At 63.1% G+C, this 22,239-nt stretch carries 24 protein-coding genes; 4 read left to right on the forward strand and 20 right to left on the reverse strand.

What is annotated here, in order from left to right; all coding sequences use genetic code 11:
• Window positions 1-215: 215 nt before the first annotated feature.
• The 3 genes from rplL to AC2FLM_RS13285 all read right to left on the reverse strand — a co-directional run bounded on the left by rplL (window position 216) and on the right by AC2FLM_RS13285 (window position 2,407).
• Window positions 216-593, reverse strand: a complete 378-nt coding sequence (rplL, locus tag AC2FLM_RS13275) for a 50S ribosomal protein L7/L12 (RefSeq protein ID WP_234144484.1) — start codon at window positions 591-593, stop codon at window positions 216-218.
• A 79-nt stretch (window positions 594-672) separates the two neighbouring features.
• Complete coding sequence (rplJ, locus tag AC2FLM_RS13280; RefSeq protein WP_011049190.1) at window positions 673-1,191, reverse strand: 50S ribosomal protein L10; 519 nt, start codon at window positions 1,189-1,191, stop codon at window positions 673-675.
• A 289-nt stretch (window positions 1,192-1,480) separates the two neighbouring features.
• Window positions 1,481-2,407 carry a glycosyltransferase family protein gene (locus tag AC2FLM_RS13285; RefSeq protein WP_496858513.1) on the reverse strand — a complete coding sequence of 309 codons (927 nt, stop codon included), beginning with the start codon at window positions 2,405-2,407 and terminating at the stop codon, window positions 1,481-1,483.
• A gap of 194 nt (window positions 2,408-2,601) precedes the next feature.
• On the opposite strand from AC2FLM_RS13285, the gene AC2FLM_RS13290 reads away from it, so the two are divergent.
• Window positions 2,602-3,429, forward strand: a complete 828-nt coding sequence (locus tag AC2FLM_RS13290) for a hypothetical protein (protein WP_496858515.1) — start codon at window positions 2,602-2,604, stop codon at window positions 3,427-3,429.
• Window positions 3,430-3,514: 85 nt separating this feature from the next.
• Here AC2FLM_RS13290 and rplA read toward each other — a convergent pair whose 3' ends face one another.
• The 13 genes from rplA to ccoN form a co-directional block, all read right to left on the reverse strand.
• Window positions 3,515-4,213: a 50S ribosomal protein L1 gene (rplA, locus tag AC2FLM_RS13295; protein WP_234138796.1), complete on the reverse strand. Its 699-nt coding sequence runs from the start codon at window positions 4,211-4,213 to the stop codon at window positions 3,515-3,517.
• 1 nt (window position 4,214) lies between these two features.
• A complete protein-coding gene (rplK, locus tag AC2FLM_RS13300) occupies window positions 4,215-4,640 on the reverse strand; it encodes a 50S ribosomal protein L11 (RefSeq protein WP_234138795.1) in 426 nt (141 codons plus the stop codon).
• Window positions 4,641-4,855: 215 nt separating this feature from the next.
• Window positions 4,856-5,389 carry a transcription termination/antitermination protein NusG gene (gene nusG / locus AC2FLM_RS13305; protein WP_234138794.1) on the reverse strand — a complete coding sequence of 178 codons (534 nt, stop codon included), beginning with the start codon at window positions 5,387-5,389 and terminating at the stop codon, window positions 4,856-4,858.
• Window positions 5,390-5,591: 202 nt separating this feature from the next.
• Window positions 5,592-5,789, reverse strand: coding sequence for a preprotein translocase subunit SecE (gene secE, locus AC2FLM_RS13310; protein WP_234138793.1), 198 nt, complete (start codon window positions 5,787-5,789; stop codon window positions 5,592-5,594).
• Window positions 5,790-5,847: 58 nt separating this feature from the next.
• The gene (locus AC2FLM_RS13315; protein ID WP_496858517.1) at window positions 5,848-6,270 is read right to left on the reverse strand and encodes a (R)-mandelonitrile lyase; all 423 of its coding nucleotides are present in this window, start codon (window positions 6,268-6,270) and stop codon (window positions 5,848-5,850) included.
• Window positions 6,271-6,317: 47 nt separating this feature from the next.
• Window positions 6,318-6,476, reverse strand: coding sequence for a cbb3-type cytochrome oxidase assembly protein CcoS (gene ccoS / locus AC2FLM_RS13320; protein WP_234138791.1), 159 nt, complete (start codon window positions 6,474-6,476; stop codon window positions 6,318-6,320).
• Window positions 6,477-6,480: 4 nt separating this feature from the next.
• A complete protein-coding gene (locus AC2FLM_RS13325) occupies window positions 6,481-8,658 on the reverse strand; it encodes a heavy metal translocating P-type ATPase (RefSeq protein ID WP_496858519.1) in 2,178 nt (725 codons plus the stop codon).
• Between the two features lie 4 nt (window positions 8,659-8,662).
• Complete coding sequence (locus AC2FLM_RS13330; RefSeq protein ID WP_234138789.1) at window positions 8,663-9,121, reverse strand: FixH family protein; 459 nt, start codon at window positions 9,119-9,121, stop codon at window positions 8,663-8,665.
• Between the two features lie 2 nt (window positions 9,122-9,123).
• The gene (ccoG, locus tag AC2FLM_RS13335) at window positions 9,124-10,452 is read right to left on the reverse strand and encodes a cytochrome c oxidase accessory protein CcoG (protein ID WP_496858857.1); all 1,329 of its coding nucleotides are present in this window, start codon (window positions 10,450-10,452) and stop codon (window positions 9,124-9,126) included.
• Between the two features lie 482 nt (window positions 10,453-10,934).
• Window positions 10,935-11,801, reverse strand: a complete 867-nt coding sequence (gene ccoP / locus AC2FLM_RS13340; RefSeq protein ID WP_234138787.1) for a cytochrome-c oxidase, cbb3-type subunit III — start codon at window positions 11,799-11,801, stop codon at window positions 10,935-10,937.
• Window positions 11,798-12,034, reverse strand: a complete 237-nt coding sequence (locus tag AC2FLM_RS13345; RefSeq protein WP_234178007.1) for a cbb3-type cytochrome c oxidase subunit 3 — start codon at window positions 12,032-12,034, stop codon at window positions 11,798-11,800. The genes ccoP and AC2FLM_RS13345 overlap by 4 nt, the downstream gene beginning before the upstream one ends.
• A 10-nt stretch (window positions 12,035-12,044) precedes the next feature.
• Window positions 12,045-12,773 (reverse strand): cytochrome-c oxidase, cbb3-type subunit II, encoded by a 729-nt coding sequence (ccoO, locus tag AC2FLM_RS13350; RefSeq protein ID WP_011049205.1) that lies wholly within the window; start codon window positions 12,771-12,773, stop codon window positions 12,045-12,047.
• A 14-nt stretch (window positions 12,774-12,787) separates the two neighbouring features.
• Complete coding sequence (gene ccoN, locus AC2FLM_RS13355; protein WP_234221247.1) at window positions 12,788-14,395, reverse strand: cytochrome-c oxidase, cbb3-type subunit I; 1,608 nt, start codon at window positions 14,393-14,395, stop codon at window positions 12,788-12,790.
• 192 nt (window positions 14,396-14,587) lie between these two features.
• On the opposite strand from ccoN, the gene AC2FLM_RS13360 reads away from it, so the two are divergent.
• On the forward strand, window positions 14,588-15,427 hold the full coding sequence (locus AC2FLM_RS13360) for a universal stress protein (RefSeq protein WP_234138784.1): 840 nt from the start codon (window positions 14,588-14,590) through the stop codon (window positions 15,425-15,427).
• A gap of 12 nt (window positions 15,428-15,439) precedes the next feature.
• Here AC2FLM_RS13360 and AC2FLM_RS13365 read toward each other — a convergent pair whose 3' ends face one another.
• Genes AC2FLM_RS13365 through glyA form a run of 3 tightly spaced genes read right to left on the reverse strand, consistent with a single transcriptional unit; the run spans window position 15,440 to window position 18,848 of the window.
• Entirely contained in the window at window positions 15,440-17,179 is a 1,740-nt protein-coding gene (locus AC2FLM_RS13365; protein ID WP_496858522.1) for an adenylate/guanylate cyclase domain-containing protein, read from the reverse strand.
• Window positions 17,180-17,210: 31 nt separating this feature from the next.
• Window positions 17,211-17,465, reverse strand: a complete 255-nt coding sequence (locus tag AC2FLM_RS13370) for a GlsB/YeaQ/YmgE family stress response membrane protein (protein WP_234144495.1) — start codon at window positions 17,463-17,465, stop codon at window positions 17,211-17,213.
• A gap of 60 nt (window positions 17,466-17,525) precedes the next feature.
• On the reverse strand, window positions 17,526-18,848 hold the full coding sequence (gene glyA, locus AC2FLM_RS13375; protein ID WP_496858524.1) for a serine hydroxymethyltransferase: 1,323 nt from the start codon (window positions 18,846-18,848) through the stop codon (window positions 17,526-17,528).
• A gap of 98 nt (window positions 18,849-18,946) precedes the next feature.
• Between glyA and AC2FLM_RS13380 the strand changes: the two genes are divergently transcribed.
• Window positions 18,947-19,819 (forward strand): LysR family transcriptional regulator, encoded by an 873-nt coding sequence (locus AC2FLM_RS13380; RefSeq protein WP_496858526.1) that lies wholly within the window; start codon window positions 18,947-18,949, stop codon window positions 19,817-19,819.
• Between the two features lie 72 nt (window positions 19,820-19,891).
• On the opposite strand, the gene fnrL is transcribed toward AC2FLM_RS13380, so the two are convergent.
• Entirely contained in the window at window positions 19,892-20,635 is a 744-nt protein-coding gene (gene fnrL / locus AC2FLM_RS13385; RefSeq protein ID WP_496858528.1) for a transcriptional regulator FnrL, read from the reverse strand.
• 64 nt (window positions 20,636-20,699) lie between these two features.
• Here fnrL and hemN point away from each other — a divergent pair, with 64 nt between their 5' ends.
• The gene (hemN, locus tag AC2FLM_RS13390; RefSeq protein WP_496858530.1) at window positions 20,700-22,055 is read left to right on the forward strand and encodes an oxygen-independent coproporphyrinogen III oxidase; all 1,356 of its coding nucleotides are present in this window, start codon (window positions 20,700-20,702) and stop codon (window positions 22,053-22,055) included.
• Window positions 22,056-22,239: the final 184 nt, after the last annotated feature.

Consider the following 22,239-nt stretch of genomic DNA (forward strand, 5'->3'; position numbering starts at 1 on the left):
TTTCGGATCAATTCATGGCCACCGTCCCGAGTGGCGGCCTCCCGATCCGTGAACCGCGCCTTAGAAAACACCCCGCCGAAGGGGTCCTTTCTAAGACAGGTTCGGCTGGACCCGGATTTCCCGGGTCCAGCCTCGTAGTTTCGGAGCGCAACCGGAATTTTGCAAAAATTCCGGCCCGTTTTCCGTGTCGGAAAACGGCTCCTGACCGATCGGCCTTAGGCCAGCTCGACCTCGGCGCCAGCTGCTTCCAGCTTTGCCTTGATCTCTTCGGCTTCTGCCTTGGCAATGCCTTCTTTGATCTTGCCGCCGGCTTCGACCAGGTCCTTGGCTTCTTTCAGGCCCAGACCGGTGATGCCGCGAACTTCCTTGATCACGTTGATCTTCGAAGCGCCGGCGTTCTTCAGAACGACGTCGAATTCGGTCTTTTCTTCTTCGGCCGCTGCGCCGGCGTCGCCGCCTGCCGCTGCAACCATCACGGCGCCGCCAGCTGCGGGCTCGATGCCGTATTCATCCTTCAGGATGGTTTTCAGTTCCTGTGCTTCCAGCAGGGTCAGACCCACGATGCTTTCTGCGAGTGCTTTCAGATCAGCCATTTTATCAGCTCTTTCCGTTTACAGTGTGTGTTCCAACGTCAGGGCACATGCCCCACGCAGATCATTCAGTGCCAACCGCTTACGCAGCTTCCGCCTTCTCGATGATGGTGGAAAGGATGCCAGCGATATTGCTTGCAGGTGCGCCAATCGCGCCAGCGATGTTCGAAGCAGGTGCGCCGATGCAGGACACGATCTGAGCGATGAGCTCTTCACGCGACGGCATTTTCGACACGGCTTCGACGCCGGCACGGTCCAGAGCGTTCTCGCCCATTGCACCGCCGAGGATCTCAAATTTCTTGTTATCCTTGGCGAAGCCCTCGGCCACCTTGGCTGCTGCCACGGGGTCCTCGGAATAGGTCAGAACGGTCATACCCGTCAGCAGGTCGGCCATGCTTGCACACGGCTTACCCTCCAGGGCGATTTTGGCGAGCCTGTTCTTGGCAACACGCACAGACCCACCCGCTTCGCGTGCACGCGCGCGCAGGTCCTGCATCTCGGCAACTGTCAGACCGGCGTAGTGAGCAACCACCACGACGCCAGAGCTTTCGAAGATCTGGCCGAGTTCCTCGACCACTTTCTCTTTCTGGGCTCTATCCACAGTTCTCTCCAAATTTGGGATGGTGAACATCCCGGCTCATATTTGCCGGGCTCGCACCCGGCGTTCATGTCCGTTTTACGGGGTGGAGCCAAATAATCGCCCGAGGGTCGAGCCCCCGATCTCTTTGGTCTTTACCCGTCTCAGGCAGGAAATTAAGGCCACGGATGCGGCCACCCACCGTCTTGGACGAAACAAAATAAAGCGCACGACGAATCGCACGCTTTACTTCGCATCTCTCCTTAGGCCAGAGCGGCGGGGTTTCCAAGGGGTAAAACGACCGATCGCGGGCTCACCCGGCGGGGAACCGCGCACCAAAGATCTGCGCCGCGACCCCATCCACATCGATCGACAGTTCCAGGCAAGCCCCCTCGGCCCGCAACCGGTCGAGCCGCACCGGGTCCACTCCGTGCAGGTCGCCATGCAAGGCGCGCAGGCGTGTCTCGACATCGGGTTCCTCCAACAGCGCGCGGATCCGTTCGGTCAGAGGCACCGTGAACCCGCTCGACACAAGGCGCCAGTCAAGCTTGGCCCGCCAGACTTCGTAGTCGAGCCCGATATGATGTAGCAGCGCCGCCGCCCCACCGCGCACCGGCACAAAAGTTTCGGCCAACTCGCCGCCGCCCTGACGTTGCGCCCAGTGCTGGCGCAGGAACACGTTCTTTAACCCGCAACGAATGAAAGATTTGCCTTGTGGATGCCCAATCAGCCCCTTGCGGCGCGGTCCGAACAGCGCCGCGCTGTCGCCGTAGACACGGCGCGCGGCGTCGCGCTCCATCGGCAGGCGATAGATCTGGCCCGCCACGCCATCAGGACCTGCCACGATCTCGGCCGTTTCGACACGGATCGCCTCGACTTGGGTTGGCTGTTCCGCAAGAAAGGCAGCAATCCCGCCATCCGACACCCACATGAACTCGTCGGCATCGACATTCAGCAACCACCCCTCGGTCTGCCGCCTGTAAGCCCAGGTCAGCGCCGCATTCTGTCGCTTGGTAAACCGGGTTTCCGGCGTCAACCCCAGATCGGCCCAGAACTCGGGCGTACACGCGACGCAGTCGATGCGCGGATGCGTGCTCAGAACCGGTATCGCGGGGTCATGCGGATTATCGAACAGCAAGGTAAGCCCCTCGGCCCCGGCTTCGAGATACCAGGCCGCGAAGCGAAGCGTATCGGGCAAAGGTTCGTTGAGAATGGCACCAACGCGCCAAGGCGCCGTCATCCCGCGTTCCGATCGTTCATCACTGCCTGCCTCATTGATATGCTGCTCTTTTCCGCCGCGTAGCCTATACCGCGCGCCCGCAGCAAGTCAAAGCGGGCCTGGCGCGCGTTGACCCCGGCAAAGGCCGTTGCTAGCATCCCGCCATGCGACGGGCAGCCCCGCCCAAGACCGTGCAACTCAAAGGACGGAGGCCGATGACCGAAGCAAACGGTTTCTCACTTCTGACCTTTGTCCTGCAACCGGCGCATTGCACTATCCTGCGCGACTGGATGGTTTTTTTCGACCAGCCGCCGGATCGCCTTGTCGTACATGTCGGCCAGGACCCGGCCATCGCCAAGGATTTGACCGACCTCGCAGGCGCGTTTGGCGCCGAATTGGTGATTGCGGGCCAAACCGATCCCGCCGAGACGACCGAGAACGAAACCGGCCTCTTGTGGCAGCAATTCGATCTGATCGGCGACGATCTGGCCTGTATCGTACGGCTTGATACCCTGCCCTATCGCCAGTCCAATCTGCCCTGGCAGGCCGAGGCGATGGAAGCGATGGCCCAACACGATGCCCTCTTCCTGACAGGCTCGACCCTGCCGTTTCGCGCGGATACGCCCCTGCCCGGCACAGACCTGATGCGCACGCAGCGGTTCAGCAACTGTTTCGCGATCCTGCCCGCGAACGTGTGGCGCGAGGCGCAGCGGGCTCAGCAAAGCGATGCCGATACCTTTGGCCGGTTTGGCTCCGAAGCGGCGGTGGAACTCTACTGCTCGGAAACCGGGGCCTTTGGTCTGCGCTTGATCAATCGTCCCGAATTGCGTGTGTTTCATTGCCAGGAATGGGGACCGCGCATGGAACTGGTGCGCGCAGCCTTTCAGGCAGGCCGGGGCATCGCCCCCTTTCTGAAGGGGTATCAGGATGATTTCATGGGCGCCCGGGCTCGTTTCTACATGGAGAAACGCCCCCCCCTGCATCGGCGCGCGCGCATCCTGCTGGGGCGGTGGAAACGCAGCTTGCTGGGGCGGGCGGGCTGAACCGGAAAAAGAAAACCCGGCACTGCGAGAAACAGGCCGGGTTCCCTTGTCTGTATCTGGCGGCTAGAACCGCCAGTCTGACCGCTTAGTTGCCCGAGGCGCTCGCCACGTCAACCGACACGCCCGGACCCATGGTCGAGCTGATCGCGATCTTTTTCAGGTAGGTGCCCTTGGCACCTGCCGGCTTGGCCTTGGCCACTGCATCCACAAAGGCGCGGACGTTTTCGACCAGCTTGGCCTCGTCGAACGACACCTTGCCGACACCGGCATGGATGACGCCGGCTTTTTCGACCTTGAACTGAACTTCACCGCCCTTGGCGTTCTGCACGGCCTGGGCGACATCCATGGTCACGGTTCCGACCTTGGGGTTCGGCATCAGGTTGCGCGGGCCCAGGATTTTACCCAGACGACCGACAACCGGCATCATGTCCGGGGTCGCGATGCAGCGGTCGAACTCGATCTTGCCGGACTGGATGGTTTCCATCAGGTCCTCGGCACCGACGATATCCGCGCCTGCGGCTTGGGCTTCTTCAGCCTTGGGGCCACGGGCGAACACGGCGACGCGCACGGTCTTGCCGGTGCCGTTGGGCAGGCCGACAACGCCGCGGACCATCTGGTCGGCGTGACGCGGGTCAACACCCAGGTTCATCGCGATCTCGACGGTCTCGTCGAACTTGGCCGAGGCGGCCGACTTGACCAGCGCAACGGCTTCTTCGACCGACAGTTCTTCCTTGCCGGCAAAGGCCTCGCGGGCAGCGCGGGTGCGTTTTCCAAGCTTTGCCATCTTACTTCACCTCGATGCCCATGGACCGGGCAGAGCCCAGGATGATCTGCATTGCGCCGTCGATATCGTTGGCGTTCAGATCCTTCATCTTCGCTTCGGCGATCTCGCGGACCTGGGCAACGGTGACGGTGCCGGCGGTCGCGCGCGAGGGGGTCTTGGAACCCGACTGGATCTTGGCGGCTTTCTTCAGGAAATAGGACGCGGGCGGCGTCTTGATGTCCATGGTAAAGGACTTGTCCTGATAATAGGAAATCACGGTCGGGCAGGGTGCGCCCACTTCCATGTCTGCGGTCTTGGCGTTGAACGCCTTGCAGAATTCCATGATGTTGATGCCGCGCTGACCCAGCGCCGGTCCAACTGGCGGCGACGGGTTCGCCTTGCCTGCGGGCACCTGAAGCTTCAGCGTGCCGATCAGTTTCTTGGCCATTGGCCTTCTCCTTTTCAACTCCACCGGAACGCGATCCGGCAGATGCTATTGATGTGGTCCGACATCCGGGGCGCGCCCCCTCCGTCTCCCACGGGATTCGCCGCCCAAGGGCGGCATCGGGTGCCGATAGACCGGATCGCCCGGCAATGCAAGGGCCGCGCGCGGTAAAGGTCCAAGGCGCCGATGGTTTGAAGGGCAGCGCAGCCTTGCCGCGATCAGCCCTGTTTCGAAACCTGGGTAAAGTCGAGCTCGACCGGGGTTTCGCGACCGAAGATCGACACCGAGACCCGCAGTTTCTGGCTGTCGTCATCGACGCCCTCGACCATGCCGTCAAAGCCTTCGAACGGGCCGTCATTGACCTTGACGCGCTCGCCGATCTCGAACGAGATCAGGGTGCGCGGCGCCTCTTCGCCTTCCTGCACGCGGTTGAGGATCTGGTTGACCTCGGCATCGCGCATCGGCATCGGGCGGCCCTGCGGCCCCAGGAAACCGGTGACCCGGTTGATCGTGTTGATCAGGTGATAGCCCTGGTCGGACATTTCCATGTGCACCAGCACATAGCCGGGCATGAACCGGCGCTCGGTCGAGACCTTCTTGCCGCGGCGCACCTCGATGACCTCTTCGGTCGGCACCAGCACCTCGTCGATCTGATCTTCAAGCCCGTGTTCGGCGACCGAGGCGCGGATCGTCTCGGCGACCTTCTTTTCGAAGTTCGAAAGCACGCTGACCGAATACCACCGTTTCGCCATGACCCTGTCGTCCTCGTCTTCTGGCCGGTTCGCGGGCGCGTCCCGGAGCATTTCTGAATTGTGGCCACCCATTGAGCGGCCCGCCGGAACAAAAAGCGGCGCGCAGCTCGAATCGCCGCACGCCCGTCCCGAAGGTACTGCGTGACCTAGCCCCTGATCCGGCGATGTGCAAGGCCGGATTGCGCCGCGACGCGGGCCTTGGTCAGTTGAACATGCCCAGCAGAAGCTGCAAGCCGCCCCGGATCGACAGGTCGACCAGCGCGAAGAAAACAGCCGTCAACGCCGCCATGATGAACACCATCACCGTGGTCAGCAGCACCTCGCGGCGGGTCGGCCAGACGACCTTGGACACTTCGGCGCGGACCTGCTGGATGAACTGGATCGGGTTGATGGTGGCCATATGCCTGACTTCTCTCTGCTTGCGGACTATCGGCACATAGCCGGAGCAGGCCGCGAATTCAAGGCCGGTTCGGCGTCGCCTGGGGCGGGGACAGATAGTCGGCGTCGCTCACCTTCTCCAGCCAGTTGGCGACCTGGCCGTCCTCGGCCTCCTGAATGGCCAGATGCACTATGCCGGTTTCCGGGCCCGCGCCGTGCCAGTGTTCCTCGCCGGGCGGGATCCAGACCGTATCGCCCGCGCGGATCACGCGCGGGGCGGCCTCGCGCAGGCCGACCAGACCGGTGCCGGACAGCACATACAACGTCTGGCCCAGCGGATGAGTATGCCATGCAGTACGCGCACCCGGTTCGAACCCGACCCGCAGCGCCCGCACCCGCGCGGGCGCCGGCGCCTCGATCACCGGATCCTGCCAGACGGTACCGGTGAACCAATCCGACCGCGCTTTGCGCGTCGGGCGACTGCCATTCTCATAGATATCCATCTTATCCCTCCCCTTCGGTTCCAACTCTGGCGCAAGGCGCGGCGGGGTCAAGGCTTGGGCTTGTCGTCCCAGTCCCCCGACAGGATGCGGCGCGCGTCGCCCTCGGGGTCGTCATACTGGTCGGACCGAACCGTATAGACAAAAGCCAGCAGGCCCACCGCCCCCAGGATCAGCGATATCGGGATCAGGATCGTCAGGACTTCCATCAACTCACCTCAGGCGCAGGGCATTCAGGGACACGGTAATCGACGAGGTCGACATCGCCAAGGCCGCGATCAGCGGCGAGCAGAGACCAACAACCGCCAGCGGCACCGCGATCACGTTATAGACAGTGGCGATGCGGAAGTTTTCGCGGATACGTCTGGTCGCGCGGACGGCTGTCTCGCAGGCCCCCGCAATCGGGGACAGGTCGGTGCCCAGCAGCACGATATCAGACGCCACGCGCGCCGCGTCCAGCGCCGAGGCCGGCGAGATCGACACATGGGAGGCGGCCAGAGCGGCGGTATCGTTCAGCCCGTCGCCCACCATCAGCACCCGCTTGCCCGCGTCGGCCAATGCCTGCACCCGATCGGCCTTGTCCTTCGGCAGGGCCTCTGCCATCCAGGTCTCGATCCCCAGACGGCGGGCCAGCGTCTCGACCGCGCCGGTGGTATCGCCCGAAATCAGCAGAACCTCCTTGCCCGCGGCCTTGAGGCCCGAGACGGTTTCCTCGGCCCCCGGGCGTAGCGCGTCGGAGAACAGAAAGACCACCGGCGCCCGGTCGCCGACCGCCAGCCAGGCCGAGGTCTGCGCGGCCTGTTCAGCGCCCACCCAGGCGGCACGGCCCAGCCGCACCCGTTGCCCCTGCCAGACACCTTCGGTGCCGAAGCCCGGCACCTCGGTCACATCGTCGATCCGGGCCGGATGCAGCCCCGCAGCCCGCGCCGCGCGGGTGATCGCAACGGAAAGCGGATGCGAGGACGCTTCGGCCAGGGCCAGCGCGACCTCCATGTCGGAACGGCGGTGATCGCCCAGATTGGTCAGTTCGGGTGTGCCCGCCGTCAGCGTGCCGGTCTTGTCGAACACCACCGTGTCCACTTCGGCCAGACGTTCCAGCGCGGTGGCATGCTTGATCAGCATACCCCGCTTGAAAAGCCGCCCCGAAGCGGCCGTGGTCACCGCCGGCACCGCAAGGCCCAGCGCACAGGGGCAGGTGATGATCAGCACGGCGGCGGCGATGTTGAGCGCGGTACGCACATCCCAGCTGTAGAGATACCAGCCGACAAAACTGAGCGCCGAGAGGATATGTACCCCCGGCGCATAGAGTTTCGCGGCGCTGTCGGCCAGTGAGGTATAGCGCGAGCGCCCGCTTTCGGCGATGGCCACCAGATCGGTCATTCGGTGCAGCGAGGTATCCTGCCCCACCGCGCTGGCGCGGATCACCAGCGGACCGGTCAGGTTGACCTCGCCCGCGCTGACGACAAGCCCCGGTTCGGCAAAGACCGGCAGCGTCTCGCCGGTGAGCAGCGAGCGGTCCAGTTCCGAACGCCCCTCGACAATCTCGCCATCGACGGGCATCCGCCCGCCGGGGCGCACTAGGATCAGGTCGCCCACCGCCAGTTGCGCAACGGCGACCTCGGTTTCGACCCCGTCTTGCAGCCGGATCGCGCGCGGCACCTCCAGCGCGGCCAGTTCCTCGGCCGCAGACCGGGCCACGGCGCGGGTACGGTAGTCCAGATAGCGACCTGCAAGCAGGAAAAAGGTCAGCGTCAACGCCGCATCGAAATAGGCATGCTCGCCGCTCAGCGAGGTTTCCCAAAGCGAGGTGACCAGCGCCAAAACGATGGCCAACACGATGGGTACATCCATGTTGAGCCGCTTTGCCTTGAGCGCCCCCCAGGCGCTGACAAAGAAAGGCTGGCCGGAAAAGGCGATGGCGGGCATCGCGATGGCGGCGGAGATCCAGTGGAACATGTCCCGCGTCGCGTCCGAGGCACCGGACCACACCGAGACCGACAGCAGCATCACGTTCATCGAGGCAAAGCCCGCCACCGCCAGCCGCATCAGCAGGTCGCGCCCCGCCCGGTCGGTGCGGGTGGCGTTGAGCGTGCCGGGATCCAGCTCGTGCGCCTCGTATCCGACACGCTCCAGCACCGGGATCAGATCGGCGGCGCGCAGCTCGGGCCCGGCCTTGATCAGGGCCCGTTTCAGCGTCAGGTTCACCCGCGCATCCTCGACCCCCGGATGCGCCTGCAAGGCGCGCTCGACCGTCGAGATACAGGCCGAACAGTGGATGCCCGGCAAAGACAGCGCGATCTGCGCATCCTCGGGCACCGGGCGGGCCGGCTGGGCCGGGACCGCAACACAGGCCGGACAGGCCGCGGGCGAGGGGCGAAGTTGCGCCGTCATCGGGTCAACCCTTCACATGCAAAACGACGCGTTGGATAAATTCGGTGCCGTCCTCGGCCCGCGCCACCATGCGGATGTTCCAATTGCCATCACCCAGTTCCGCCTTGGCCACATAGGCCGTGCCGTCAAAGGCGAAATCGGGCGCGAAATCCTCTTGCACATGGGTGGCGCGACCCAACACCGCCTTCAGTTCGGAAACCTCGACCGGCTTGCCCGCCTGATCGGTGATCGACAGGACCACCAGGCCACCGGTCGCATCGGCGCGCACATGCCAGCCCAGCGCCTCTTGTGCGTCGCGGCGGGTGTCGAATTCCTGGCTGGCGACATAGGAGTTCTTAACCTCCAGACCCGGAAAGGTCTTGATCGCGCTATAAGCCAGCAGGATGTTCACCCCGATGATGATACCGAATGCGCCGACAAAGACCATGGCCGCATGTTTGCCGGTGAAGGTGCGCTCAGCCATCTTCAGTTTCCCCGTCCGTTGAATGTCGTGTCCTTATAGGCGCGCTCGCCGTTGCTCTGATCCTCGACCCAGATACGGACATCTGTGCTGGCCGCTTGCGATGGGGCCGCGTCCTTGGGTGTCACGATATAGACCCGCTGCAAAAAGGCGGTATCGGCAGGAACGGCGACCTTGTTATCGGGCAGGCCCTCGAGCTCGATCCGCATCGCCGGATCGCCGACCACGGACAGCTGGAACGGGCGTTCCTCACCATGCTTGTTGCGCAGTCGCACGTCATAGGTGTTGCGGATCGACCCGTCCGAAAGGGTAACAAAGGTCGGGTTGCGAACCGGGGCCACCGTCAGGTCGATGTCGGACCGGATGAACAGCGCGAACAGCAACGCGAAACCGACCAGCGACCACAGGCTGGTATACATGATGGTGCGCGGCCGCAGGATATGTTTCCAGATGTTCTTGGGCGGGTGACCGGCACGTTCGGCCTCTTCGTCCTTGAGCGCCATATAGTCGATCAGTCCGCGCGGCTTGCCGATCTTCTCCATCATGTCGTCACAAGCGTCGATACACAGCGCGCAGGTGATGCATTCCAGCTGCTGGCCATCTCGGATGTCGATCCCGACCGGGCAGACATTGACGCAGGCCATGCAGTCGATGCAATCGCCCAGTTCCGAATCCTCGGTGCGCTTGCCCTTGCCGCGCGGCTCGCCCCGCCATTCGCGGTAGCCCACAACCAGCGTATCCTCGTCCATCATCGCGGCCTGAATACGCGGCCAGGGGCAGGCGTAGATACAGATTTGCTCGCGCGCAAAACCACCGAAAAAGAAGGTGGTAAAGGTCAGCACGGCCATCGTCGTATAGGCGATGGGGTGGGCATTGCCGGTCACCAGATCACGCAGCAGCGTCGGCGCATCCGCGAAATAGAACACCCACGCCCCGCCGGTGGCGAGACCGATCAACAACCAGGCGGTCCATTTGGTGATCCTGAGCCGCGCCTTGCGGAAATCGAGCTTTTCCTGGCGGTGCAGGCGCAGACGGGCGTTGCGGTCGCCCTCGATCCAGCGTTCGACGAGAATGAAGAGGTCGGTCCACACTGTTTGCGGACAGGCATAACCGCACCAGACCCGGCCCAGCGCCGAAGTGAACAGGAACAGGCCAAGCCCCGCCATGATCAGCAGACCCGCGACAAAGTAGAATTCGTGCGGCCAGATCTCGATCCAGAAGAAGTAAAAGCGCCGGTTGGCCATATCCAGCAAAACCGCCTGATCCGGCAGGCTGGGCCCACGATCCCAGCGAATCCAGGGTGTCAGATAGTAAATCCCCAGCGTCACCGCCATGATGAACCATTTGAGATTGCGGAACGTGCCCGATACGCGCCGCGGGAATATGGGCTCTCGGGCAGCGTAAAGGCTGGGTTCTGGGGTCGACTCGCTCACGGACTCACTCCGGTTTTGGCTATTCTACAGCGCGACTTCTTCCAGATGCGCGCGCGACAGACTTTGACATGGGTCAAAAAGCGTATCTGTGGCGCAGCTTTTGATGCTGCAATTGCATCGGGCGTTACGTCGCACGCGGCCAAAACGACCGAAAACATTGTACAAATAGCGCATCCATTCGCTGAGCATCACGAAATAGTGATTACATCCCAAGCCATTAACTGTTCCGCGCCCCTGTCACAAAAAAGATCCGCCGACCGGATTGGTCGGCGGATGCTTTGTCATTATGACTAAAGGCGCCGGCTGTTCAGGAAACGCGCGAACAGATCGAACAGCCGACGCCACCCTCCGGGCCGCGATAGCAGCCCGGAGGTATCCTTATGCTACTCGCCACCACCCAACTGGTGGACATAGACCGAAACCGCGCGGATCTGCGCTTCGGTCAGGCGGCTGTCCCACGGAGGCATCACGCCAAAGCGGGCGTTGTTCACCGACTCTGCGATCGCAGCGTAATCGCCACCATAGAGCCAGATGGCATCCGCCAGGTTGGGGGCACCCTGCGCGCGGTCGCCAGTGGCGTCCTCGGCATGGCAGGACGAGCAGTTGTCCTCGAAGACCACTGCACCGGCCGCCACCTGAGAGGCATCCTGCGGCTCACCCGACAGTGACATCACGAAATTGACCACCTGGTCGATCTCGGCGGCTTCCAGCAACTCGTCACGGCCAAAGGCGGGCATCTCGGAATAGCGCGCATCGTCGTTTTCCGTGTTCCGGATACCGACAGTGACGGTTTCGTGGATCTCCTCGACCGAACCACCCCACAGCCAATCGTCATCCAGCAGGTTGGGGTAACCCACCGCACCGGCGGCGCCCGACCCGTGACACTGGGCGCACCAGGTCTTGAACACGGCAGACCCCGCCGACACGGCATAGGAGTTCAGATCCGCATCCGATGCGATCGCGGTCAGTTCGACTGACTCCAGCTTGGCATTGATCGGGGCGTTCGCCTCTTCCACTGCGGCGATATCGTTCGCCACATTGGCCCGCGTCGACCAACCCATAACCCCGGCGGTGGCCGAGTTGATCATGGGCCAGGCCGGATAGGCAATGGTATAGCCGATGCCCCAGATGATGCAGAGATAGAAGGTCCACAGCCACCAGCGGGGAAGCGGGTTGTTGTATTCCTCGATCCCGTCCCAGCTGTGGCCGGTGGTTTCGACCTCTTGTTTCTGAACAGGTTTCTTGCTCATTGCCGCGCCTCCTTGAATGTGGCGGGTTTGTCGTTGCCTCGCAGGGGCGCTGCCGTAACGCCCTCACGGGGCGCAGGTGCGTCCGCATGCCGGAACGGGATGTTGGCGGTGTCGTCATAGGTTCTGGTCGATCCGGGGCGGAACACCCAGACCACCACACCGATGAAGAACGCGAACAGTGCAAGCAGCATCCAGCTGTCCGCGAACTGCCGGAGAAGGGTATATTCTTCCATGTCCCCCTCCTCAGCGGCTCGCGTCCGGCGTGAAGGTCGAGAAATCGACCAACGTACCCAGCATTTGCAGATAGGCGATCAGCGCATCGGCCTCGGAGACACCCGGCTGACCATCGAAGTTGCGCACATTGACCTTGTCGCCATAACGCTCCAGCAGCCCGTCATAGTCGCTGTCGGGATCGGCCTGGGCGGCAAAATCGGCTTGGGCGGCTTCGATCATCTCGTCCGTGTAAGGCACGCCGACGATCGCGTTGGCGGCCATGAGATCACCGATATACTTGCCGTCGATCATGGTGCGTTCCAGGTAGCCATATTTGGGCATCACCGATTCCGGCACCACCGATTGCGGGTCGCGCATGTGATCCACGTGCCAGTCATCCGAGTAGCGACCGCCCACGCGGGCCAGGTCGGGCCCGGTCCGCTTGGACCCCCACTGGAACGGGTGATCGTACATCGATTCCGCCGCCAGCGAGTAGTGGCCATAGCGTTCGACCTCGTCCCGCATCGGGCGGATCATCTGGCTGTGGCACACATAGCAGCCTTCGCGAATGTAGACTTCGCGCCCCGCCATCTCGAGAGGGGTGTAGGGCCGCATGCCCTCCACCTTCTCGATGGTGTTTTCCAGCCAGAACAGCGGTGCGATCTGCACGATGCCGCCGATGGTCACGACCAGAAAGCTGAAGATCAGCAGGAGGGTCGCGTTGGTCTCGAGGATTTTATGTTTGTCGAGAATTGCCATTGCTCCGGCCCTCCTTATTCAGCCGGGACCGCGACGGACAGGCTGGCCTCTTTGGCCGGTGCCTTCCGAACGGTCATCCACAGGTTGTAGCACATGATGATGGCACCGGTGAGGTACAGGACCCCGCCCAGACCACGCACCACATACATCGGGAACTTGGCGGCCACGGTGTCGGCGAACGAGTTCACCAGGAAGCCGTTTGCATCCACTTCGCGCCACATCAGGCCTTCCATGATCCCGGTCACCCACATCGAGGCGGCGTAGAGCACGATGCCGATGGTGGCGAGCCAGAAGTGGTAGTTCACCAGTTTCAGCGAGTAGAGGCGATCCCGCTTCCACAGCACCGGCACCAGGAAGTAGAGCGCGCCGAAGGTGATCATGCCGTTCCAGCCCAGCGCACCCGAGTGCACGTGACCGATGGTCCAGTCCGTGTAGTGCGACAGCGAGTTGACCGCGCGGATCGACATCATCGGGCCTTCGAAGGTGGACATGCCGTAGAAGCCTACCGAGATCACCATCATCCGGATGATCGGATCGGTGCGCAACTTGTCCCATGCGCCCGAGAGCGTCATCAGACCGTTGATCATGCCACCCCAGGACGGCATCCACAGCACGACCGAGAACACCATGCCCAGCGTCGAGGCCCAGTCAGGCAGCGCGGTATAGTGCAGGTGGTGCGGACCGGCCCAGATATAGATGAAGATCAGCGCCCAGAAGTGGATGATCGACAGCTTGTAGCTGAACACCGGACGTTCGGCCTGTTTCGGGATGAAATAGTACATCATGCCGAGGAAGCCGGCGGTCAGGAAGAAGCCCACGGCGTTGTGGCCATACCACCACTGCACCATCGCGTCCTGCACGCCCGGCCACACGATGACCGATTTCGAACCCCAGATGCTGACGGGGATGGTCAGGTTGTTGACCACATGCAGCATGGCGACGGTGACGATGAAGCTCAGATAGAACCAGTTGGCCACATAGATATGGGGTTCCTTGCGCTTGATGATCGTGCCCAGGAACACGGCCAGATAGGCCACCCAGACGATTGTCAGCCACAGGTCCACATACCATTCGGGCTCGGCATATTCCTTGGACTGGGTACCGCCCAGCAGATAGCCGGTTGCCGCCAGCACGATGAACAGCTGGTAACCCCAGAACACGAACCACGCCAGATTGCCGCCCCAGAGCCGCGCGGCGCTGGTGCGCTGAACCACATAGAACGAGGTCGCGATCAGCGCGTTACCGCCAAAGGCGAAAATCACCGCCGAGGTGTGCAGCGGGCGCAGACGACCAAAATTGGCATAACCCTGGGCCCATTCGAAATTCAGCCCCGGAAAGGCAAGTTGAAATGCGATGAACGTCCCGGCCAGAAAGCCGACGACGCCCCAGAATGCGGTTGCGATGACACCGTAACGGACGACATCGTCCATGTATTCGCCCGACAGGTCGAGCAGACCGCCGGCCTCGTCGGTCTTGCGCAGCGTCCAGATGAACAGCCCACCGGAGACAAGCAGCACGATGACTGCATGCACCATGTAAGCCACGTCGCGCGCATAGTTGATCCCCATCGCCGCGAACAGTGCGATGAGACCAAGCGCGATGAGCTTGATATAGTTCGACATATTGCGTCCCTTTGCCTTGTCCCGCGCGATTCTCACGCCACGCCAGACGGATTAGACTGGTCGCTTAATTGAAGAGTTGAGCAAAAACCCGCTTTGATCTGCATCAAGACGCGACCCTGAAATGTGTGACACGCATATCTCAATTGAAACGCCCGGGCCGATCCGGGCAAAAATGCAGTCACGAGGTTCATGATGGCCTATAAATCCCTGTTGACCGTTCTGACCGATCCCAAGCTCGCCCCGGCGGCCTTGGCACAATTGGTCGCCCTGGCCGAGGCTCAGGACGCCCATGCCGAGGCGCTATGCCTTGGCGTCGACCGGAGTCAGACCGGCTATTACTATGCCGGCGCCAACGCGCTGATCCTGCAAGAAACGCTGAACCGGGCCAATGCCGAGGCCGAAGAGGTGCTGAAACTGGCTCAGGATACACTGGGCAAGTCCGGCGTGCGCTGGTCCGCCGAAAGCGGCGTCGCCCAGATTGCCGATCTGGGGCGGCATGTGGCTCATCGTGCCCGTTTCTCGGACCTGGTGGTTCTGTCGCGCCCCTATGGCGAGGATCGCGGCAGCGAGGCCGAGCCGATCGTCGAAGCCGCCATGTTCGAGGGGCACGCCCCGGTTCTGGTGGTGCCCGACAACGCTCCGGCGTTGAAACAGCCGCGCACTGTCCTGCTGGGGTGGAATGAAAGCGTCGAGGCGATGCGCGCGATCCGGCTGGCGATGCCGTTCCTTCGGGCCGCCGATCTGGTTCGGATCGTGGTAATCGACCCGCCGCGCCACGGCCCCGACCGCTCGGACCCGGGCGGCCTGCTCAGCCAGATGCTGGCCCGCCATGGCGTCAAGGTGGAGATCGACGTACTCAGCAAGACGATGACGCGGGTGTCGGACATCCTCAATCGCCACGCCACCGACACCAGCGCCGACATGCTGGTTATGGGCGCCTATGGTCATTCGCGGTTCCGCGAGGCGATTCTCGGCGGCGCCACCCGCAACATGCTGGAACAGGCCACCGTTCCCGTTTTCATGGCGCATTGATCCGGTGCGGGGCTACTCCGGTAGCCCCACCTCTCTGAGCCAGTGCGTGTTCTGCTTCGTATGCAGTGCCGCTCGAAAATGAATGTGGTGATCTTGGAACCGCGACACCGTGAATTGCGGCGACAGGTCCAGCAGCCTGCGCGCCAGTGTTTTCGCTTCGTTCATCCTGTCGAGTTCGCACAGCGCACAGATCGAATGAACGTACAAGACGACCACGTTGGGATTTAGACGCAATCCTTCTTGCGCGGCTTCGAGCGCTTCCTCAAAGCGCCCGGCATCCCGATGAACGGCAGCAATCGCGACCAGAGCACGGAACCACAAGGGGTCCTTGGGGTTGAGTTGCCGTGCGCGATCCGCAAGGTCCAGAACTTTCAGGCTGTCACCCTGCAATGCTTCCAGCATCGCCAGCGATGTCCAGGCCCAGGCAAAGCTCGGACAGCCCTCGCAGGCCTGCCGGACCAGCCCCATTCCCCGTTCTATTTCAAGACCGAAGAAGGATAACGTATACCCGGCATAAGCCGCCACTTCGAGATCGTCAGGCGCAAGATCAAGCGCCGCGTTGGCAAGTTCCCCACCCCGCGCGCGATCAGTATCCTGGAGGTAGCCGACCCGCCAAGCCACATTGAGCGTATGGCACCATGCTCTGAGCGCCATGGCCTTGGCATAACCTGGCGAAGCCTTGATAGCGGCATCCAGAAAACCGGCGGCTTTTGTCACCTGCGCCCGATTCAGCGCCGCCAGCCCTTGCAGATAGTAGTCATAGGCACTGGCGTTACCTGGCACACTCTGCGCTGCGCGCTCCATCTCGGCCATCTGCACGGTGGGCGCCACGGCGGCGACCACGGCGGCGGCCACCTTGTCCTGCAAATCGAATATGTCCTCGTCGGTTCCGTCGAAGCGCTCTGACCAGACCTGCGCACCGGATGCCGTGTCCGCAAGCTGGCCGCTGACTCGAATCCGATTGCCCTGGATGCGCATGCTGCCTTCCAGAACATATCGGACGCCCAGGTCCCTGCCGATCTGTCGCACGTCCATCGGGGTGCCCTTGTAGACAAAGGAAGAGTTACGGGCGATCACAAAAAGCCACGGAACCCGTGCAAGGGCGGAAATGATATCCTCGGTCAATCCATCGGCGATGTATTCGGTCTGGGGATTTGCCGACCAGTTCGTCAAGGGAAGAACCGCCAGCGAGGGTTTGTCGGCAACCGCTTTTGGGCGCGCCACGGGCGCATCCGCCTGTCGCAGCGGCATCCAATCGAACAGGTGGATGCTGCGCGATATGTTCTTCAACACAGGCGAACCCGCATCCCGAAAAGCAATGTCCAAACGGCCTGCCACTTCGTCGCGGACCCGCTCTGATACGGCAAAACCGCCTATCGGCGCATGGGCCTCGATCCGGGCTGCGATGTTCACATCATCGCCGAAGATATCGCCACTCTCCGAAAGGATCTCGCCCGAGTGAACGCCGACCCGCAACAGCATCTGCTCATCGGTCTCCAGCGGTGCATTGCGTTCCATCATCCGATGCTGGATGGCCGCCGCACAGCCCACTGCATCCCGGGACGATGCAAACTCGGCCAGCAACCCGTCCCCCATGGTCTTGACCACGCGCCCGTGGTGCAGGCCAATCACCAGTTCGACGGCATCCAGATGTCCACGCGCCGCGTGTACCGCGCGTTCTTCATTGCGGCCGACATGGGAACTGTAGCCCGCAAAATCCGCGACCAGCACGGCCGCCAACCGTCTCTCCATGCGGACATTTCCCCGCTTCAAGGCACGAGCATCATGCCTTGCGGACCAATCCGATCAGGAACAGCAGGATCACCGCACCGATCGTGGCATGCAGCACCGACGCAAGGAACCCGCCTCCGACCGCAAAGCCCAAGGCGGGAAAGATCAAACCAGCAAGAAAAGCGCCGACCACCCCGACTATGATATTGCCGATCAGGCCGAATCCGCGTCCCGCCATGATCCGCCCGGACAACCACCCGGCCAGAACACCCACGATAAGCATCACGAACAGGCTTTCGAACTGCATGATCCCTGTCTCCCGAAATCTGAGGCCTCGAGCGGAGTAGAGCACGGATCACCGAACCGGTCACGACCTGATGTAATGCATCCCCTGGAACCGCGCCCGCATCTCACGTGTACGCCGCGCCACCGCCTCGGGGTCGTTACCGGTAAGTCCTTGGGTGATCAGCCAACCCAGCTCGGCAGCATGATCGGGCGTTACCCCGCGCCGCACCAGTTCCGGCGTGCCGATCCGGAGGCCGTTCATATCCCCCGCAACCGGTGCGATAGGCAGGCCTATACCGCAAGCCAGGAACCCCGCCCGGCGCAGCATCTTCGATGCGGCCTGACCGCCCCCGAACCGCGCCGCCTCGAGCGCGAACTGGTGCGAGGCGGTAGCCCCTCCTGCCCCATGGAAGACCGGCAGGCCCAGCGCCGCCAGTTCGGCGGCCAGCGCCTGCGCCAGATCGACCATCGCCTGCCCATAGGCCGCCCCATGATCGACCCAGTCCAGCAGCGAGATCGCCAGCGCCGCCGATTTCGCCGCGTCGAAATTGGCGGTCATGCCGGGAAAGGCGATGGCGTCCAGTTGTTCGGCAATCTCGGCCTCGTTGGTCACGATCAGCCCGCCCGCAGGCCCGCCCAGGCTCTTGTAGGTGCTCATCGTCATCAGATGCGCCCCCTCGTCCAGCGGGTTGGCCCAGACGCCACCGGCGATGATCCCGCATTGATGTGCCGCGTCGAACAGAACCTTGGCACCGACCCGGTCGGCGATCTCGCGCACGGCCGCTACCGGATGCGGAAACAGGTTCAACGAGCCGCCCACCGTAATCAGCTTGGGCCGGTGCCGCTCGGCCAGTTCGGCCAGCGCCACCAGATCCAGACTGTAACCATCCGAATCTACCGGCGCCTCGATGGTGCTCAGACCGTAAAGCCCCGCACAACCCGCCTTGTGATGGGTCACATGGCCGCCAATGCTGGCCGGTGGCGCGATGATCGTGTCACCGGGCCGGGCCAACGCCATGAACCCATAGAGATTGGCCAGCGCGCCCGAGCCCACCCGGAGCTCGGCATAGCGTGCGTTGAACACCCGTGCAGCCAGTTCGGCTGCGATGACTTCGATCTCTTCGATCGCCTCAAGCCCCATCTCGTATTTGTCGCCGGGATAGCCCAGCGAGGGACGGCTGCCCAATCCCCGCGCCAGCGCGGTCTCGGCGCGCGGGTTCATCACGTTGGTCGCGGGGTTCAGGTTGAAACACTCTTCGTCATGAATCGCGCGATTTTCTTCGATCAGCGCCTCCAGTCGGGCATCGATCGACGCGCTGTCGGCGCGCGCAGTCACGTCCGCGATCTGCTGGACGCGGGTTTCGCAATGGGCGGGCACCCAGGGTCGGGCGGCAAGCTGTGGCATGGGAACCTCCGTATCTCTGCCCGCAGGATCACCAAACCACCCCTTGCGCGCAAATCAGTTTCCCGGAAAACTAGGGTCAGAAAATCTAAGGCTTTCTCATGCCCGTCGCCCCACCACGCCCCCGCCCCTTGCCGCTGAACGCCCTGCGCGCCTTCGAGGCCGCCGCGCGACTGGGCGGTTTCGCCGCTGCCGCCGAGGAGCTGGGCGTCAGTCCCGGCGCGGTCTCGGCTCAGATCAAGCAGCTCGAGGATATGCTGGGCGCACCACTCTTCGACCGCAGCGCCCGGGGCGTCACCCTCACCGCTCTCGCGGCCGATGTTCTGCCCGATCTGACCGACGCTTTCGACCGGCTGGCCACGGTCAGCCATGACCTGCGCACCGGCGCCAAGCCGCAGGTGGTACATGTGGCGGCCCTGCCCTCGGTCGCCCAGCTCTGGCTGTCGCCGCGCCTGCCCGGTCTGCGCGCCGCGGCCCCCGAGATCGAGATCTCGGTTACCGCGATGGAACAGCCACCCGATCTGAAACGGGCGCCCTTCGATCTTTGCCTGTTCTTTGGCGACGCTCCGGGCGAGGCGCTGGCCGCAGATACGATTACCCCCGTCTGCGCACCCGTACTGGCGGATCGGTTGAACCGGCCCGAGGATCTGCGCCACCTGCCCTGTCTTATCGACACCACATGGCATGGCGACTGGTCGCTTTGGATGGCGGCTGCGCTACCCGGCCAGACCTTTGTGCCGCGCGGCCCCGAATTCTCGCTCTATGCGCTGGCGGTCGAGGAAACGGTGAACGGGGCCGGGGTACTGATGGGGCACGAGGCATTGGTTGCACCCTATCTGGCGCGCGGCCAACTTGTGGCACCCTTTTCCACCCGGATTACTCTGTCGCGCGCCTTGCGACTCTGGGCCCCGCGGCCGCTTGCGCCCGGCTCAGCCGCCTGGCGCGTGGCCGATTGGCTGCGGCGCCAGAGGTGAGCCGCGGCCCACCCCCTTCATTTCGCCATAAATACTCCGGAGCGCGAGGCAGAGCCTCGCATTTACCCGGTCTCAGACCAGGAACCCGCCATCGGTATCGTCGCCCGCTTCCTCCATCAACCGGCCCATGTCCGGGATGGTGACATGGCGCTTGCCTTCCAGGTGAATCACCCCATCCTTTTTCAGCGCCGAAATCTGGCGGCTCACCGTTTCCAGTGTCAGGCCCAGATAGTCGGCCATCGCCTCGCGGGTCAGCGGCAGGTCGAACACCATCGGCCCGCTCATGCCGCGCTTGGTCAGCGAGGCATCGCGGCGGGCGATGATCGACAACAGGCTGGCGATCTTCTCGCGCGCAGTTTTGCGGCCCAGCACCAGCATCCATTCGCGCGCGGCATCCAGCTCGTCCAGCGTCATTTCCAGCAGCCGATGCGCGATATGCGGGGTGCGCGCCATCAGCTCTTCGAACGGTTTCTTGCGGAAACAGCACATGACCAGATCGGTGGTCGCCACCACGTCATAGGGCGCCCCTTCGCGCCCTGGACGGCCGACGAAATCCGACGGCAAAAGCAACCCCACCATCTGGGTGCGACCGTCCTCCATCGTCTGGGTCAACGATGCGATGCCCGACACCACCGATCCCACGAAACTCATCTGGTCCCCCGACCAGATCACGGTCTGCCCCGCCTCGAAGCTGCGATAGTACTTGATCTCTTCCAGCTCCTCCAACTCGCTCGTGTCACAGTGAGCGCATACGGCGCGATGCCGGATCGGGCAATCGTCACAGTTGGAATGGCAAAGCTGAGGCTGGGTGCTCATGGAATTCGGTCCTACTTGATCTGAGTCAAGGTCCTTCACGGACCGCTCTCATAACGGTACTCGCATGATAGCGAAATCACAATTGGCCCGTCTCGGACTTTTTGACGCGAAAGTGCCGAGATATACGAGCTACCCGACCGCCCCCCATTTCAGCAATGACGTGGGGCCTGATCGTTTCGGTGACTGGATTTCGGGAATCACTCCGGGCAGCGCGATTTCGCTATACGTGCATGTACCCTTCTGCCGAAGGCTGTGCTGGTTCTGCGCCTGCCGCACCCAGGGCACCCAGACCGACAATCCGGTCATCGCCTATGTGGACACGCTCAAGGCGGAATTGGCCCTATTGGGCGAGCGCCTGCCCGAGGGCGTGCACCTGTCGCGCCTGCATTGGGGCGGCGGCACGCCGACCCTGCTCAACCCCGACCTGATGCGCGATCTGGCACGCAGCATCTTCGACGCGGTACCGCTGGGCCCCGAGGCCGAATTCTCGGTCGAGATCGACCCCAACGAGATCGACCCGGCCCGGCTGGATGCGCTGGCCGAGGCGGGGATGAATCGCGCCTCGATCGGGGTGCAGGATTTCGACGACGAGATCCAGAAAACCATCGGCCGCATTCAGGGCTATGACGTCACCCGCGACGCGGTCGAGATGATTCGCGCCCGCGGCATCTATAGCCTGAACGCAGATATCCTTTATGGCCTGCCCCATCAGACCCGCGCGCGCATGACCGAAAGCGTGCAGAAGCTCTTGTCCCTCAACCCGGACCGGGTCGCTCTCTACGGCTATGCCCACGTACCTTGGATGGCCAAGCGGCAACAGTTGATTCCCTCGGACGCGCTGCCGACGCCGGAACAGCGGCTCGACCTGTTCGATACCGCGCGGCGCCTGTTCATGTGGGACAATTACGCCGAGATCGGCATCGACCATTTCGCCACCCAGGACGATGGTCTGACCCGCGCGCTGAAGGCGGGCAAGCTGCGCCGCAACTTCCAGGGATATACCGACGATCAGGCCGACGTGCTGATCGGGGTCGGCGCCAGTTCGATCTCGCGATTCCCACAGGGTTACGCGCAGAACGCACCGGCCACCTCTGCCCATACCGGCGCCATCCGGGCCGGGCGCTTTTCAACCGCGCGCGGCCACCTGTTCAAGGGGCAGGACGTGATGCGCGCCCGCCTGATCGAGGCGCTGATGTGCGATTTCCGCATCGACCGGGCCGAGATCCTGCGCGATCACGAGATCTCCGCCGACGAGTTGGATCAAATGTTCCGCTCCGCCAACGAGGCATTCGATGGCCTGCTGCGCATCACCCCGGACGGGCTGTTCATCCCGCAAGAGGCGCGGGCGCTGACCCGGATGGTGGCGCGGGTATTCGACGCCTATGACCTCAGCAAGGCCGGACACAGCTCGGCGATCTGACAGACCCGCACCAGCGCCGGTTTCCCGCCCATACGCACCAAAGGGCTTGACGGCCAAGTGCCGGATTTCACACACTCGGGACAGGGCGGGCTGCCCTGCACCCGGCAAGGATTGCGCCGGTCAGCGTGGCGCCCTTGCCCCCGAGGCAGGCTATTGATGCACGACAGGCATGCGATGCGAGGGC

This window comes from Ruegeria sp. SAZD011, assembly GCF_059612545.1.